Source organism: Kribbella sp. NPDC003505, from assembly GCF_040610875.1.
Taxonomy (GTDB): Bacteria; Actinomycetota; Actinomycetes; order Propionibacteriales; family Kribbellaceae; genus Kribbella.
In genome coordinates this window covers 267,817-283,185 of sequence record NZ_JBEXNA010000001.1, presented here as the reverse complement: position 1 = coordinate 283,185, position 15,369 = coordinate 267,817, and the positions used below count along the sequence as shown (strand labels likewise).

Sequence of the window (15,369 nt, the reverse complement as noted above, 5' to 3'; positions counted from 1 at the left end):
CCAGCCTCCCAATTTGCCTGGTTGACCAGCCAAATGCGGGGTTCTGCACCCGCGTTCACGGTGGAGAACCCCCAAGTTGATGGGTCTACCAGGCAAATGGCGGAAGATGGGCCTATGACGGACAAGGCGGGTGTGGCGGACGCGGTCGCGGCGTTGCGGGCGATCGGGTACTACCTCGAGCGGGACCGGCAGCCGACGCACCGGGTGAAGGCGTACCGGCGGGCCGCCGACACGATCGCCGCGCTGCCGGCCACCGAGGTGCGGGCGCGGCGCCGGGCCGGGACGCTCACCGAGCTCCCGGGGATCGGGCCGAAGACCGAGGCCGTGATCGTCGAGGCGATGGACGGCGCGACGCCGTCGTACCTGGTGAAGCTGGAGGAGGCAGCGGGTGAGCTGACCACGGCCGGCAAGGGTCTGCGCGCCGACCTGAAGGCGGACCTGCACCTGCACTCGGAGTGGTCGGACGGCGGCAGCCCGATCGAGGAGATGGCCCGTACGGCGCACCGGCTGGGGCACTCCTACATCGCGCTCACCGATCACTCGCCGCGGCTGACCGTCGCCAACGGGCTGTCCCGCGAGCGGCGCCTGCAGCAGCTCGAGGTCGTTGCCGAGCTCAACAAGAAGCTGCAGGACGAGCTGGACGGCTTCACGATCCTCAACGGCATCGAGGTCGACATCCTCGACGACGGCTCGCTGGACTGCGATTCAGAGATCCTGGCCCGGCTCGACGTGGTGGTCGCGAGTGTGCACTCGAAGTTGCGGATGGCGTCCGAGCCGATGACCGAGCGGATGGTCCGCGCGATCGCGAACCCGCACGTGGACGTGCTCGGGCACTGCACCGGCCGGCTGATCACCGGGGGCCGCGGGACCCGTCCGGAGTCGGAGTTCGACGCCGAGGTGGTGTTCGAGGCCTGCCGCCAGTTCGGGACGGCGGTCGAGATCAACTCCCGTCCCGAGCGGCTCGACCCGCCGAAGCGGCTGCTCTCGATGGCCGTCGAGATGGACTGCGTGTTCTCGATCGACACCGACGCGCACGCGCCCGGCCAGCTCGACTGGCAGGTGTACGGCTGCGAGCGCGCCGAGGACTGCGGCGTCACCTCCGACCGCGTCATCAACACCTGGGATCAGCAACAACTTGTGGAATGGACTGCGTCATGAGCGATCTTGAGAAGGACCCGGCCGAGGTCGTCGGGTTCGCGGACTGTGAGGGACCCGCGCTGGAGATGCTCGAGGGCAGGGAGGTCGTGCTGGGGCGGTCCACCACGGTCCGCCGGTTGCTGCCGAACAAGAACCGGCGGATGGTCGGCGCGTGGTGCTTCGTCGACCACTACGGGCCGGACGACCTGACCCGGCGCGTCGACTCCTACGACGTGCCGGGGGAGCGCGGCATGCAGGTCCCGCCGCACCCGCACACGAGTCTGCAGACCGTGAGCTGGTTGTTCGAGGGCGAGATCGAGCATCGCGACAGCGTCGGGTCGCACGCCCTCGTCCGCCCCGGCGAGCTGAACATCATGACCGCCGGCAACGGGATCGCGCACTCCGAGGTGTCCACGCCGGACGCGCCGCCGAAGCTGCACGGCGCCCAGTTGTGGGTCGCGCTCCCGGACGCCGTCCGTACGACGACCCCGCCCGCCTTCAACGCGTACGCCGACCTGCCGCGGCTCGACCTCGACGGCGCGCAGGTGACGGTGATGATCGGGACCGTCGCCGGGGTCACGTCGCCCGCACCGGCGTACACCCCGCTGGTCGGGGCCGACGTCACGGTGGCGCCGGGGCGGTCCCTGACGCTCCCGCTGACCCCGTCCAACGAGTACGCCGTCCTCGTGGTCGACGGATCGCTGGCGGTCGGGGACCTGACGCCGGGCTTCGGCGAGATGGTCTACCTGGGGGCCGGCCGGGAGGCGATCGACCTGGTCGCCGCGGAGGGCGGTGTGCGGTTCCTGCTGCTCGGCGGCGAACCGTTCGAGGAGCAGTTGGTGATGTGGTGGAACTTCATCGGCCGCAGCCACGAGGAGATCGTCGCCGCCCGGGACGCCTGGCAGGCCGCGATCGATGCTGCAGGCAACGACCGCTTCGGTATGGTCCCGGGCTACGACGGCGATCCGCTGCCGGCTCCGCCGCTGCCCGCGACCACACTCAGACCGCGACCGCGGGCACGCTGACCCGACGCCGGTAGTAGGCCCAGGTGAGGACCAGCAGCGACGGGCCCCACAGCTGCAGGGGCGCGTAACACGTGATCATCAGCGCTGCCCACGGCGTGCTGGAGAAGGGGATGAACTCCTTCGAGAACACGTCGCGGAAGCCGTAGGTCCAGATCGCGATCAGGCTCAGCGCCCCGAGCACCGCGGGGACGATCGCGGCGTACGGCGCGACGCGACGGCCGCCGATGAACGGGATCCACCGCGGAACGATCTCGCCCCACCGGCTGACCAGGCCGAGCGCGGTCAGCGCGACGAGCTCGGAGAAGATCGTCAGACAGACCACGTACAGCTTCTGACCGAACCCGATCAGGTGGGCCGGCTGGCCGGCGTCGTCCAGCATGCCCATCGACGAGCCGAAGACCAGTCCGAGTCGCCACAGCCCGGACGGCAGGGTGAGGAAGGGGATCGCGTGCGCGAGGCGGTGGGCCCAGCGCGGGACGGGACGCTCTGTTGTGCTCACGCCCCGAGCATCCGCCGGACCGGCCGGTCGCTACCTCACCCGTCGGAGTGAACCCGCTCCCTCCCAGGACCGATTCCCTGCTCCAGCGCATCGAACGCGCGGTCGGCGACCTGGTCGCGCCGCACCGGCGCATCGCGCAGCTCACCCGCTCGGCTGCCGTGGCGGGACCGGACGGGGCGCTGTCGGCCTGGGTGCCTCAGATCAGGTCGTGATCGCGGGCGTAGGCGGCGGCCGCCGTCCGTGACGGGACGTCCAGCTTGGCGAAGATGTTGGTGAGGTGCCGGGCGACGGTCTTGTCGCTCAGCACCAGCCGGTGCGCGATCTCGGCGTTGCTGTTGCCGATAGCAACCAGCCGGAGGACGTCCAGCTCCCGTCCGGTGAGCCCGCCCGCCGTACTCCGGCCGAGCAGTTTCTCGGTCTCCTGCCGCGCCGGCGTCGCACCGATCTCGGCGAAGGACCGGCAGGCGGCGGTGAACTCCGCCGCCGCCGAGTCCTCGTCGCCGAGCAGCCGCACCGCGCGCCCGACCAGCACCTTCGCGCGCGCCACCTCGTACGGCGCCCGCAGTTCGTCCCACAACCGCGCCGCCGTCCGGGCGTGCGGCAACGCCCTGTCCGGGTCGTCGTCGGCCAACGCCACCAAGGCCGAGCAGTACGCCGCCGACGCCCGCAAACCCGCACAGCCGAAGCCCTGCGCGATGGCGGCCAACTCGTCCGCGGCAGCCTCCGCGTCGGGCCGTGCGTCACCGGCCAGCAGGACCTCGACCGCCCCCGCCAGCAGCCGTGAACGGTGGACCGGGTCACCAGTCTCCGCCAGCAGCCGGCGGACCGCGGCGAGCGCGCCCGCCACGCGCCCGCGCGCGACCATCAGCAGCGCGCGTCCGGGCTGCGCCTCGTACCCGAACCTGGCCGCCTCGTCGTACGACGCCTCCGCTGCCGCGACGTCGCCACGGATCCGCAGTACGTCGCCCCGCTCGGCCAGCGCGAGGCCGGCCGCGGCCTGGGAACCCGACGCCGCGTACCGGCGGCAGGCATCCTCGAACTCGGCCAGCGCCTCCGGGTACGCCGCGTGCACCCGCAGGATCTGACCGCGATGGACCGCGCACTGCCCGGTGAACGGAACCAGGTCGGGCTGACTGTCGCACCAGCGCGTCAGCGCCGTCGTCCACGCCGACGCGCGAGCGAAGTCCAGAACTTCCTGGCAGGCTTCGATCATCGCGCAGTAGACGTTGCCCGCGAAGATCGGTGACAGTTCACCGGCCGCGACGGCGACCATCGCCTCGTCCAGCAGGGCGAGCCCCTCCGGAACCCGCCCGGAGTACATCAGCAGCCGGCCCTTGCACACGAGGCTCTGGGCGAGCAGATCGGGATCGGCGTGCCGGCGGGCGATGCCGATCATGTCCTCGCTGACCGCGAGCGCGCCGGGGAAGTCGCCGCTGTCCAGGCACCGGAAGAAGTCGTGGACGCGCAGGTAGCCGCGTTCGAGGACGTCGTCCGGCTGGTCCGCGAGCAGCCGCTGGGCGCGCGCGGCCCAGCCGCTGCCGACCGCCACCTCGCCGCGGATGTTCAGCACGAGGGCCAGCCAGAAGGCGAACCGGACCGCGCCCAGCACCTCGCCGGCGTCGGTCCGCAGGCGGTAGCCGCGCTGCAGTGCGCGAATGCAGCTGTCCGTGTCGCCGAGCAGGAACGCGGCCGTGGCCAGCGTCATCAACTCGTCCGGGCCGAGAGCCGACCCCGGCTCGCCGTCCACCGTGGCGAGCCGGTCGTACGCCGAAGCCCAGTCCCGCCGCTCGTACGCGGACCGGGCTCGCTGCAGATCGTCGACAATGCCCATCCGTGCCCCTTGAGGTGAGCATGCGCCGTCGGGTCACGCGGCGGCAAGACTCCGGTCCGCGGTCGCACGGGCCGCGATCCGCCGGGCGACGTACGCCGCGTCCCGGCCGACGCCCGGCAGCACCATCGAGCTGAACGCGTACTGGAAGGACAGGCCGCAGAAGAACAGCCCGGGCGCGTCCTCGGCGACCCCGCGGTACTCCCGCGGCCAGCCGTCGGCGCCGGTCACCGGGGTCTTGATCCAGTCGAACACCTGCCGGAACCCGGTCGCCCACACCACGTTCGCGACCTCGAGCACCCGCCCGTTCGCGAGCTGTGGCCGGCCGTCCCGGACACCCGTGACCCGGTCGTGGACCCGCGCGACCCCGCGCGCGAGCAGGTCGTCCCGCTTCACCCGGATCATCGGCCCGCCGTGGAACCGAACCTCCCCCATCTCCTTGCGGCCCATCGGCGTCCGGCGCGTGAGCACGTGCCGCCAGGCGAACAGGAGCACCGGCCAGACCAGGACCTGACCGCGCCGGCCCGGCCGGAAGGGCACCTGCCCGGGATCGCGACCGCACAGGATCGTCTCGTGCGTCTGCGCGACCTCGTACGCGATGTCGGTGCCCGAGTGCGATCCGCCGACGACGAGCACCGGCCCGTCCTTCAGCTGCTCCGGCCGGCGGTACTCCGACGAGTGCAGTTGCCGGATCGCCGGATCCAGGTCGACCGCGCAGTCCGGCAGGTACGGCGTACGCCCGAACGTGCCGGTGGCGACCACGACGTTGCGGGCGGTGAGCTGCTCGCCTCCGGTGGTGACGATCCACCGGTCGTCGATCCGCTCGAGCCTGTCCACCCGGGTGTTGTGCCGGATCGGCAGCTCGAAGTGCGCGGCGTACGACGCGAGGTAGTCGGCGACCTCGTCCTTGCCGGGGTAGTGCCACGGATCGCCCGGGAACTCCAGGCCCGGCAGCCCGTCGTACTTGGCCGGCGAGTACAGCCGCAGGCTGTCCCAGTGCGAGCGCCACTGGTCGCCGACCTGGGCGTTGCCGTCCAGGATGAGGAACTCCTCCCCGAGCTGCTGCAGGTGGCGGCCGGTGGCGAGTCCCGCCTGCCCGGCGCCGATGACGATGGTGTTCATGCTGGTCTCCCTTCCACGTCGCGCCGCAGCGTGTGGAAGCGCAGCCACCACAACAGCATCAGCGCGGACGTCACCACGTAGAAGCCGTGCAGGATCCAGATCGGTCCCGGCGGCAGGTGCACCACGTAGATGCAATGGACGGCGTTGCCGACGTTGGCGAGCACCAGGTTGACCGGGCTGTACGACGCGAGGTCGCGGGTCCGGATCGCCTTGATCACCATCGGCAGGGCGCTCGACGCGAAGAGGATGGTGGACATCGTCCCCGCGAGAAGAGCAACGCTTGCGCCAGTCATGTCACCGACGGTAGGAACCGCGGGCGGTGCACCGCGTCGGACGGAATGCGCAACTCGCGCGGGCCGCGGCTACGAGGTTTGTCGTACCGAGGTCCTGTCTGGTGGTCCATCGCCTACTGCGGGGCACCCGCGCGGTCTGCTGCCTGCCGGTCATGTACTGACCGTAGTAACCCGACTACTCAGAGAGTGATCCAATAGCGCCGGGTCCGCCCCAGCCAGGTGTCGCGGACGTCCTCGAGGACACCGCCGTTGCGTTCGATCGTCCGCGCCGACGCCACGTTGCCGGCGTCGCAGGTGATCAGCACGCGGTCCATCCCGCGGGCCCGGGCCCGTTCGAGAACGGCGCCGAGCGCCCAGGTCGCCACGCCGCGCCCACGGGCCGACGGGCGCACGCCGTACCCGATGTGCCCGCCGCCTTCGAGCAGCTTCTCGTTGAGGGCGTGCCGCAGCGTGATCGCCCCGAGGTACGTGCCGCCGTCCACGATCCACCAGTACGACGCCGGCACCCGCTCCGGTGTGATCGGGACGCTGTCGTCGCTCTGCTCGCGCAGCCGCTGCGTCCACGCGGCGAAGCCGTCGACCGTGCCCAGGTCGTCGGCCTCCCACAGCCCGGCGCCGTCCTGGTGCACGTCGCCCCACTCCCGGGACGACTCCAGGAAGGACTCGCGCAGTTCGACGGTCGGCTCGATCAGGTCAGGCATGGACCGAGGGTAGGGCGTGGCAGCCGCGAGCCCCACCGAATATGCGAACGGGCCGCCCACCGGTGTGGTGGGCGGCCCGTTCTTCGCCGGCTACGCGCCGGCGCCTTCCTGCTTCACGCCGGCGACCGCGGTCGGGTCGTCGATGCGGTACTTGCGGGCCGCCTCGGCGGCGACCTCCGGCTTCACGTCGCCGCGCTTGGCGAGGATCTCCAGCGCCGCGACGACGATCGACTCGGCGTCCACCTGGAAGTGCCGCCGGGCCGCCGCCCGGGTGTCGGCCAGGCCCCAGCCGTCGGTCCCGAGCGACGTGTAGTCGTTCGGCACCCAGCGGGAGATCTGGTCCTGCACCGCGCGCATGAAGTCGCTGACGGCGACGACCGGACCGTTGGTGTCCTTCAGCTGCTCGGTGACGAACGGCACCTGCTCCGGCTCGTCCGGGTGCAGCAGGTTGTGCTGCTCCGCGGCGACGGCGTCCCGGCGCAGCTCGTTCCACGAGGTCACCGACCAGATGTCGGCGGCGACGGAGTACTCCTCGGCGAGGATCTGCTGGGCCTTCATCACCCACGGCAGCGCGACACCGGAGGCCAGCAGTTGCACCCGCGGCGCGTCGTCGCCCTCGGCGGTCTGGTACTCGTTGAAGCGGTACATGCCCTTGAGCAGCCCCGCGACGTCGAGGTTCTCCGGCTCGGCGGGCTGCGCCACCGGCTCGTTGTAGACCGTGAGGTAGTAGAAGACGTCCTCGCCGTGCGGCTTGTCCTGGTCCAGCCCGTAGCCGTACATGCGGCGCAGGCCGTCCTTGACGATGTACGGGATCTCGTACGCGAACGCCGGGTCGTAGTGCACCGCGGCCGGGTTGGTCGAGGCCAGCAGCGGCGAGTGACCGTCCGCGTGCTGCAGTCCCTCGCCGGTCAGCGTCGTACGGCCCGCGGTCGCGCCGACCAGGAAGCCGCGGCCGAGCTGGTCGCCGAGCGCCCACATCCAGTCGCCGGTGCGCTGGAACCCGAACATCGAGTAGAAGATATAGAACGGGATCATCGGCTCGCCGTGCGTCGCGTACGCCGTACTCGCCGCGAGCACCGAGCCCATCGCGCCGGCCTCGCTGATGCCCTCGTGCAGCAGCTGGCCCGCCGTGGACTCCTTCCACGACAGCAGCAGGTTGCGGTCGACGGCCTCGTAGTTCTGCCCGTGCGGCGAGTAGATCTTCGCGGTCGGGAACATCGAGTCCATCCCGAACGTGCGGTACTCGTCCGGGGCGATCGGGACGATCCGGTGACCGATCTCCGGGTCCTTCATCAGGTCCCGGAACAGCCGCACCAGCGCCATCGTGGTCGCGACCGGCGCGTGCGAGCCCTTGCTGAGCGGCTTGTACACGGCGTCGCCCGGCAGCGTCAGCGTCTTCGGCTGCACCCGGCGCTCCGGCAGCGAACCGCCGAGCTGCTTGCGCCGCTCCATCATGTACTGGTATTCCGGCGAGTCGGTGCCGGGGTGGAAGTACGGCGGGTTGTACGCGTCCTCGAGGTCCTTGTCCTCGATCGGCAGGTACAGCCGGTCGCGGAACGCCTTCAGGTCGTCCGAGGTCAGCTTCTTCATCTGGTGGGTCGCGTTGCGGCCCTCCAGCGCCTCGATCGTCCAGCCCTTGATGGTCTGGGCGAGGATCACGGTCGGCTGGCCGACGTGCTCGGTCGCGCTCTTGAACGCGGCGTACACCTTGCGGTAGTCGTGACCGCCGCGCGGCAGCTTGCGCAGGTCCTCGTCGGACAGGCCGCTGACCATCTGCCGCAGCCGCTGGTCGCCGCCGAAGAAGTTCTCCCGGATGTACTCGCCGGACTCCACCGAGTACGTCTGGAACTGGCCGTCGGGCGTGGTGTTCATCTTGTTCACCAGCGCGCCGTCGTGGTCCTGCGCCAGCAGGTTGTCCCACTCGCGGCCCCAGATCACCTTGATGACGTTCCAGCCGGCGCCGCGGAAGAACGCCTCCAGCTCCTGGATGACCTTGCCGTTGCCGCGGACCGGGCCGTCCAGCTGCTGCAGGTTGCAGTTGATCACGAAGGTGAGGTTGTCGAGCTCCTCGCGCGCGGCCAGGCCGATCGCGCCGAGCGACTCCGGCTCACCCATCTCGCCGTCACCGAGGAACGCCCAGACGTGCTGCTGGCTGGTGTCCTTGATCCCGCGGTTGTGCAGGTACCGGTTGAAGCGCGCCTGGTAGATCGAGTTCAGCGCGGCCAGACCCATCGAGACGGTCGGGAATTCCCAGAAGTCCGGCATCAGCCGCGGGTGCGGGTACGACGACAGGCCCTTGTGCGGGCCGCGCGAGACCTCTTGGCGGAAACCGTCCAGGTCGTCGGTCGTCAGCCGGCCCTCGAGGAAGGCACGCGCGTACATACCGGGGGAGGCGTGACCCTGGATGAAGATCTGGTCGCCGCCGCCCGGGTGGTCCTTGCCGCGGAAGAAGTGGTTGAAACCGACCTCGTACAGGCTCGCGGCCGACTGGTAGGTGGCGATGTGACCGCCGACCTCCAGGCCCTTGCGGTTGGCCTTGCTCACCATCACCGCGGCGTTCCACCGGATGAACGCCCGGATCCGCCGCTCGATGTGCTCGTCGCCGGGGAACCAGGGCTCACGCTCCGGCGGGATCGAGTTGATGTAGTCGGTGCTCCGCAGTGCGGGCACCCCGACCTGTCGCTCCCGGGCCCGCTCGATCAGCTTGAGCATCAGGTAGCGCGCTCGCGCCTTGCCCCGTTCGTCCAGGACCGCGTCGAGCGATTCGACCCACTCCCGTGTCTCGTCGGGGTCGATGTCGGGGAGCTGGGTGGGCATCCCCTCGGTGATGATGGCTGGTGGTTCGTGTCCGGAAGCCACGGTGTCCTGCCGTTCTCTCTGGATTCTCTTCACCGCAATCCTGTCACCTGTTCGGAATGCGTTCTACTTCGCCTTCCTTTCCGCCCGGTTTCCGGCTCGCCGGGCGAGATCTGAGCGGACACGCCTGGTACCCGCCACGCGCATACCGGACACGTCACGGAACCCTGGTGCATACTTGCGCGACGCGGTAGGTCACGATGGACTACTGCTAACTGTGTGGCTCTATGAGTGCAATACCAGTGCAATGACACCTACCCCCGGGCAAGCGGGGACCACGGAGGAGGACACGTGAGCGCGACCGCGGATCACGCGGACGGCAAGAGCGGAGTGCCGAACATGGCGTCCCGGCTCGGTCTCGAGGCCGGCTGGGTCGTACAGGAGATCGGATACGACGACGACTGCGACGACGACCTGCGTGATGCCATCCGGGAGGTCACCGGAGAGGACTTCGTCGGTGACGACACCGACGAGGTCGTGGACGCGGTCCTGCTCTGGTTCCGTGAGGACGACGGCGACCTGGTCGACGCGTTCTTCGACATCCTGACCGACCTGAAGGCCGGCGGAGTGGTCTGGCTGATGACTCCGAAGGTCGGCCGTGACGGGTACGTCGAGACCAGTGACATCGCCGAGGCCGCGCCGGTCGCCGGCCTGGCGACGACGAGCACACTGAGCGTGACCGACGACTGGTCCGCCACCAAGCTGGTGGTCCCGAAGTCCGGTCGCCGCGGGTGACTTTCCCAGCTGCCGGCCCGGCTGCCGGCAGCCGGGCCCCCGACTTCGAGACGCGAAACCAGTACGGCGAACCGGTCCGGCTCAGCGACTACGCCGGGCGGCGGGACGTCGTACTGGTCTTCTATCCGTACGCGTTCAGTCAGGTCTGTACGAGTGAGCTGGCCGCCCTCCGCGACCGGCCGGACCTGCTGGCCGCGGCGGAGTTCCTGGCGGTCTCGTGCGACCCGATGTTCACGCTCAGGGCGTACTCGGACGCGCAACAGCTCCCGTTCGGCCTGCTCACCGATTTCTGGCCGCACGGCGCGATCGCCACGTCGTACGGCGTCTTCGACGCGGAACGAGGCTGCGCACTCCGGGGCACCTTCGTCATCGACCGCACCGGCCTGGTCCGGTGGTCCGTCGTGAACCAGATCCCCGAGGCCCGCAGCCTCGACGACTACGCGGCGGCGCTGGCCAAGCTGCGACCGGAACTCGGGTAGACTCCTCCGGTCGTTTGATCCGGGCGAATAGCTCAGCGGTAGAGCGCTTCCCTTACAAGGAAGATGTCGGGGGTTCGATTCCCTCTTCGCCCACCCGAATCAGTTGAAGACTGCCTTGACCAGGCGGTCGAGGGCCGGCGGGAAGATCTGGAGCAGGTCCACGTCGGCGTCGCCCATGGTGATGGCGGCGGTCAGGGTCTTGGTGCCGTCGGCGTTGCTGTACATCAGGGCGCCGTAGCCGCCCGGCGCGCTGCCGTTGTGGTGGTAGATGGTCTCGCTGCCGGTGTCCTGGGCGAACAGGCCGAGGCCGTAGTTGAGTGGTCCGCTCTTCGGCTGCGGCGTACGCATCTGGCTCAGCAGTTCAGCGGGCACGAGCTTGCCGCCCTGCAGCGCCGACATGAACCTCTGCAGGTCCTGCGTGGTCGACAGCATGCTCCCGGCGGCGAACAGCAGCGACGGGTTCTGCTCGGTGACGTCGACGACCTTCCAATTGTCACCGTCCTGGTACCGGAAGTACCCGTGCGAATGCGGCCCAGGAATGTCCGTCCGATCGCCCGGCTCCACAGTGCCCGTCAGGCCGAGCGGCTCGACGATCCGCTCCGTCAGCTCCTCGACGAACGAACGCCCGGTCACAGCCTCGATCAGCAGCGCGGCAACGGTGTAGTTGGTGTTCGAGTAGCTCCACTCGGCCCCCGGCTCGAACCGTGCCGGCTTGGCCAGCGCGAACTCGACCAACTCGTCCGGCGTGTACCCCTGCAGCCGGTTGTCGGCCCACTCCTCGCCGGTCGCGGGGAACCCGGCGACCACCGTGCCGTCGGGGTAGTACTCGCCGGTGTAGTTGAACAATCCGCTCGTGTGGTCGAGGAGCATCCGCACCGTGATCCGCGGGTCCAGGCCGAAGCGCGTGAGGTGGCCGGCGACCGCGCCGTCCAGCTCGAGCTTGCCCTCGGCCACGAGTTGCAGCACCATCGTCGACACGAACGTCTTGGTGACGCTGCCGACCCGGAACTGCCCGTTCACCGGCGGCGCCTCGGTCCGGCCGAGCTCACGGATCCCGGCGGTGCCGACCCATTCGCCGTGCTCGTCGTGCACCCGCAGTTCGAGCCCGCCGAATCCTGCGTCGATGAACTCCTGGGCGGCCTGCTGGAGGGTGCTGTGCACGGAAGGGGTCTGGATCGACATGGTCTTGCTCCTCGTTCGAGTGATGGTCTGTTCGACGTCACTCACGATCCCGGCGAGTCCTGACACGGAACCGCCACCGCGCTGACGCGGTCCGGCTTTCGTACGGCCCGTACCCGAACCTGCCGTCGCTCGTTGGAACCATGTCGGCGGTCAGGGCTGCGCACCGGAATTCTTAACCTTCGGCTGCCGAGATCGGACTCCTCCGGGGCGGGTCGCGGCTGGTAGGGTTCACGGCTGTCGGTCGGCGCGATGACGCACCGGGTGTGCCCGGTCACGACATCGTTCCGGCAGGTGGAAAACGGGGCTGCTGTCGGTGTGAAGTGAGGCGGGGTCTGCCCAGAACCCGCTCCGTCCAGTTGGGGAGGCACGTGTCCGTGGGTCGCCAACCGGCCGAGCGCCCCGTCGTACCCGAGACGTCTCAGCTGGTGGTGGCATCGGCGTGAGAAGTGGTGCGGACCGGCCGGCGATCTCCACCGGGCCGGCGTTGATGATTCCCGCCGGATATCCCCGCGACCTGCCGAGCGCGCTGCTGCGCGCGGCGCGCGACTTCAGCGGCTCCGGCGTCGTCGAGATCGGCGCGGACGGCCGCGAGACCCGGCTCGACTTCCCGACCCTGCTCGAGCTCGCCGCGCGGATCCTGGCCGGATTGCGCGCGAACGGCGTCCGCGCCGGCGACCCCGCGGTCGTGCACTGCACCGAACCGGTCGGTTTCTTCGCCGCGTTCTGGGCCTGCACGCTCGGCGGCATCCGCCCGCTCCTGGTCGCGCCGAACCCGGGCGGCGACCGCACCGAGGAAGGCCGCGAACGGCTCCGCCGGATCACCGATCTGCTCGGCTGGACGGTCCTGATCGGCCGCCCGTCCGATCTGCCGAACGACCTCGGCCTGCCGGTCCTCGACCCGGACGCGATGGCCGGCCACGAGCCGACCTCCGACTTCCACCGCCCGGCCGCGGACGACGTCGCCGTACTGATGATGTCCTCGGGCTCGACCGGTACGCCGAAGATCGTCCAGCTCACGCACCGCGGTCTGGTCGAGTTCGCCGCGGGTACGCCGGCGATGCTGCCGGTCCGTCCGGGACAAACCACGCTGAACTGGCTGCCGCTGGACCGCAGCGGCGCGTTCCTGCTCTACCACCTACTGCCCGTGTTCACCGGCTGCACGAACATCCACGTGAACACCGACTGGGTGCTCGCCAACCCGCTGCGCTGGCTCGACCTGATGGAGCAGCACCGGGTCAACCACTCGTGGTCGCCGAACTTCGGGTACCGGCTCGCGACCACGGCGGTCGCCGGCGAACCGGACCGGCACTGGGACCTGTCCGCGCTGCGCAGCCTGGTCAGCGGCGGCGAGCAGATCACCGTCCCGGTGATGGCGGACTTCCTGCGGGTCACGAACCGGTTCGGGGTGGTTCCGGAGACGTTCGTGGCCGCGTGGGGGATGACCGAGACGGTCACCGGGATCACGTTCGCCCGGCCCGGCCTGACGCCGAACGTGCACCGCGTCCGGATCCCACCGACCGGCGTCGTCGAATGGGTCGACCAGCGCCCGTCGTCCGGGAAGGTCGCGGTCGCCCGTCCGGGCAAGCCGCGGACCGAGGCGCCGGGTGTGCTCTCGCTGGTGTCGGTCGGCGCGCCCGCTCCCGGTACGACGGTGCGCATCGTCGCGCCGAACGGCGCCGTACTCCCCGAAGGCCGGATCGGCCAGCTGCAGGTCGCGTCCGCGCGGGTGACACCCGGGTACCTCGGGAACCTCGAGGCGGACCGCGCCGCGTTCCCCGTCGGCAACTGGCCGGCCCGCAAGTGGCTGGCGACCGGTGACCAGGGCTTCATCACCGGCGGGCAGGTCGTCATCACCGGCCGGGACAGCGAACGCATCATCATGTCCGGCCGCCTGCACTACGCCCACGACATCGAATCCGTCGCCGCGACCGCCGTCGGCGCCGAGCACGGCCTGGTCGCCGCCTGCGGCATCGCCGACGAGGAGACCGGCACCGACCGGCTCGTCGTGTTCTACGCGCTCACCGCCGACTCCGTCCCCGGCATGGACCAGGCCATCCGCAGCCTGATCCAGAGCCGCCTGGGCCTCGCCGCGCAAGTCATCGGCGTCCCGCGCCGCGACTTCCCCACCACCCCCGGCGGCAAGATTCTCCGCCCGCTGCTCAAACAGCGCTGGATCGACGGCACCCTGCTGGAACCCGCCCACACCCACGTAGAACCCGCCGGCGCCACTCCCGCCTCCGGCCCCACCGGCCAGGGCCCGTCCACCACACCGGAGACCACGCCGTACGCCGACGAGGACCCGTCCGAACGCACCACCGAACTCCCGGTGGTCCGCCTCGCCTGGAAACGCGAACTCCAGCAATCCATCCCCACCCCACCCCAACGCCCCACCCTCGGCACCCAAACTCCCGCCCACACCGAGCAGACGGCGCCGACCGAGGAACAGGCGGAGGCCGCGGCGCCGGCCGACGAGCGAGCGGACGACGCGGATCAACAGCCGCACGCTGTGGCGGTTCCCACCTCCGGCGTCGACGTCGAAGCCCCGGCGCCCGGCGAGGAGCGGGCGGAGGTCGTGGCGTCGTCCGGCGAGCAGGCGGAGGTCCCGGAGCCGACTGACGAGGAAGCGGACGACGCGGATCAACAGCCGCACGCTGTGGCGGTTCCCACCTCCGGCGTTGACGCCGAACCCTCGGCGCCCGGCGAGGAGCGGGCGGAGGTCGTGGCGTCGTCCGGCGAGCAGGCGGAGGTCCCGGAGCCGACTGACGAGGAAGCGGACGACGCGGACCAACAGCCGCACGCTGAGTCGGTTCCCACCCCTGACGTCGACGTCGAAGCCCCGGCGCCCGGCGAGGAGCGGGCGGAGGTCCTGGCGTCGTCCGGCGAGCAACCGGAGCCCCTCGCACCGGCCGACGTGCAGGCGGGCGACGCCCACCAACAGCCGCACGCCGCTCCCGTCGAAGCCGCGGTACCGTCCGACGAGCAGCCAGAAGCCCTGGCGCCGTCCGACGAGGAGGCGGAGGTCCTGGCGCCGGTCGACGAGGAAGTGGACGGCGCCGACCAACAGCCGCACGCCGAGGCCGCCCTCACCCACGACTCCCACGCCGACGCCCCGGACCTCACCAGCGAGCAGCCCAAGACCCCGCGCGAACTGCAACCCACCGCGCAAGCGGAGGGCCTGGAGCCCACCGACGAGCAGGCGAAGGCCGAGGAGCCGCAGCCACAAGCCGCCACCGTCCCCGGCCCGCAGACCGAAGAGCCAGAGGTACTCGCCGAGCAGCCCGCCGACGCGGAGCAACAGCCGCCGGTCGAGACCGCCACCGACGCCCAGCCTGAAGGCCTGGAGCCGACCGCCGAGCAGGTGGACGCCGAGGAGCCGCAGTCACAAGCCGCAACCTCGGCTGTCTCCGACGTACAGGCTGAAGGCCTGGAGCCGACCGCCGAGCAGGTGGACGCCGAGGAGCCGCAGTCACAAGCCGCAACCTCGGCTGTCTCCGACGTACAGGCTGAAGGCC

The 15,369-nt window shown here is 70.5% G+C and carries 12 protein-coding genes and 1 tRNA gene; 6 read left to right on the top strand and 7 right to left on the bottom strand.

Annotated features, from left to right (window positions below; all coding sequences use genetic code 11):
• Nucleotides 1-114 precede the first annotated feature (114 nt).
• Both ABZX12_RS01270 and ABZX12_RS01265 read left to right on the top strand, forming a co-directional pair.
• Nucleotides 115-1,158 carry a PHP domain-containing protein gene (locus ABZX12_RS01270; protein ID WP_355688727.1) on the top strand — a complete coding sequence of 348 codons (1,044 nt, stop codon included), beginning with the start codon at nucleotides 115-117 and terminating at the stop codon, nucleotides 1,156-1,158.
• On the top strand, nucleotides 1,155-2,162 hold the full coding sequence (locus ABZX12_RS01265; protein WP_355688725.1) for a pirin family protein: 1,008 nt from the start codon (nucleotides 1,155-1,157) through the stop codon (nucleotides 2,160-2,162). Before ABZX12_RS01270 ends, ABZX12_RS01265 begins: the two co-directional genes overlap by 4 nt.
• Here the strand turns inward: ABZX12_RS01265 and ABZX12_RS01260 are convergent.
• The 6 genes from ABZX12_RS01260 to aceE form a co-directional block, all read right to left on the bottom strand.
• Entirely contained in the window at nucleotides 2,137-2,661 is a 525-nt protein-coding gene (locus ABZX12_RS01260) for a hypothetical protein (protein ID WP_355688723.1), read from the bottom strand. The genes ABZX12_RS01265 and ABZX12_RS01260 overlap by 26 nt on opposite strands.
• Nucleotides 2,662-2,857: 196 nt before the next feature.
• On the bottom strand, nucleotides 2,858-4,492 hold the full coding sequence (locus tag ABZX12_RS01255) for a LuxR C-terminal-related transcriptional regulator (protein WP_355688722.1): 1,635 nt from the start codon (nucleotides 4,490-4,492) through the stop codon (nucleotides 2,858-2,860).
• 33 nt (nucleotides 4,493-4,525) lie between these two features.
• Nucleotides 4,526-5,611, bottom strand: a complete 1,086-nt coding sequence (locus ABZX12_RS01250) for an NAD(P)/FAD-dependent oxidoreductase (RefSeq protein WP_355688720.1) — start codon at nucleotides 5,609-5,611, stop codon at nucleotides 4,526-4,528.
• A complete protein-coding gene (locus ABZX12_RS01245) occupies nucleotides 5,608-5,904 on the bottom strand; it encodes a hypothetical protein (RefSeq protein ID WP_355688718.1) in 297 nt (98 codons plus the stop codon). Before ABZX12_RS01245 ends, ABZX12_RS01250 begins: the two co-directional genes overlap by 4 nt.
• A 179-nt stretch (nucleotides 5,905-6,083) precedes the next feature.
• Nucleotides 6,084-6,605, bottom strand: a complete 522-nt coding sequence (locus ABZX12_RS01240; protein ID WP_355688716.1) for a GNAT family N-acetyltransferase — start codon at nucleotides 6,603-6,605, stop codon at nucleotides 6,084-6,086.
• A gap of 90 nt (nucleotides 6,606-6,695) precedes the next feature.
• Nucleotides 6,696-9,422: a pyruvate dehydrogenase (acetyl-transferring), homodimeric type gene (aceE, locus tag ABZX12_RS01235; RefSeq protein ID WP_355689712.1), complete on the bottom strand. Its 2,727-nt coding sequence runs from the start codon at nucleotides 9,420-9,422 to the stop codon at nucleotides 6,696-6,698.
• Nucleotides 9,423-9,752: 330 nt separating this feature from the next.
• On the opposite strand from aceE, the gene ABZX12_RS01230 reads away from it, so the two are divergent.
• The 3 genes from ABZX12_RS01230 (at nucleotide 9,753) to ABZX12_RS01220 (ending at nucleotide 10,768) form a co-directional block, all read left to right on the top strand.
• Nucleotides 9,753-10,196 carry a DUF3052 domain-containing protein gene (locus ABZX12_RS01230; protein ID WP_355688715.1) on the top strand — a complete coding sequence of 148 codons (444 nt, stop codon included), beginning with the start codon at nucleotides 9,753-9,755 and terminating at the stop codon, nucleotides 10,194-10,196.
• Nucleotides 10,193-10,675 carry a peroxiredoxin gene (locus tag ABZX12_RS01225; protein WP_355688713.1) on the top strand — a complete coding sequence of 161 codons (483 nt, stop codon included), beginning with the start codon at nucleotides 10,193-10,195 and terminating at the stop codon, nucleotides 10,673-10,675. Before ABZX12_RS01230 ends, ABZX12_RS01225 begins: the two co-directional genes overlap by 4 nt.
• Before the next feature lie 21 nt (nucleotides 10,676-10,696).
• Nucleotides 10,697-10,768, top strand: a tRNA-Val gene (locus ABZX12_RS01220).
• Nucleotides 10,769-10,774: 6 nt separating this feature from the next.
• Here ABZX12_RS01220 and ABZX12_RS01215 read toward each other — a convergent pair.
• On the bottom strand, nucleotides 10,775-11,857 hold the full coding sequence (locus ABZX12_RS01215; protein ID WP_355688712.1) for a serine hydrolase domain-containing protein: 1,083 nt from the start codon (nucleotides 11,855-11,857) through the stop codon (nucleotides 10,775-10,777).
• A gap of 439 nt (nucleotides 11,858-12,296) precedes the next feature.
• Here ABZX12_RS01215 and ABZX12_RS01210 point away from each other — a divergent pair.
• Nucleotides 12,297-15,369, top strand: a 3,073-nt coding sequence (locus ABZX12_RS01210; protein WP_355688711.1) for an AMP-binding protein, incomplete at its 3' end; no start/stop codon positions are given.

Bases quoted from the DNA above. Each gene is read 5' to 3' on its own strand.
- ABZX12_RS01270 (WP_355688727.1), top strand. From the start codon at position 115: ATGACGGACAAGGCGGGTGTGGCGGACGCGGTCGCGGCGTTGCGGGCG.
- ABZX12_RS01265 (WP_355688725.1), top strand. From the start codon at position 1,155: ATGAGCGATCTTGAGAAGGACCCGGCCGAGGTCGTCGGGTTCGCGGAC.
- ABZX12_RS01255 (WP_355688722.1), bottom strand. From the start codon at position 4,492: ATGGGCATTGTCGACGATCTGCAGCGAGCCCGGTCCGCGTACGAGCGG.
- ABZX12_RS01250 (WP_355688720.1), bottom strand. From the start codon at position 5,611: ATGAACACCATCGTCATCGGCGCCGGGCAGGCGGGACTCGCCACCGGC.
- ABZX12_RS01245 (WP_355688718.1), bottom strand. From the start codon at position 5,904: ATGACTGGCGCAAGCGTTGCTCTTCTCGCGGGGACGATGTCCACCATC.
- ABZX12_RS01240 (WP_355688716.1), bottom strand. From the start codon at position 6,605: ATGCCTGACCTGATCGAGCCGACCGTCGAACTGCGCGAGTCCTTCCTG.
- aceE (WP_355689712.1), bottom strand. From the start codon at position 9,422: ATGCCCACCCAGCTCCCCGACATCGACCCCGACGAGACACGGGAGTGG.
- ABZX12_RS01215 (WP_355688712.1), bottom strand. From the start codon at position 11,857: ATGTCGATCCAGACCCCTTCCGTGCACAGCACCCTCCAGCAGGCCGCC.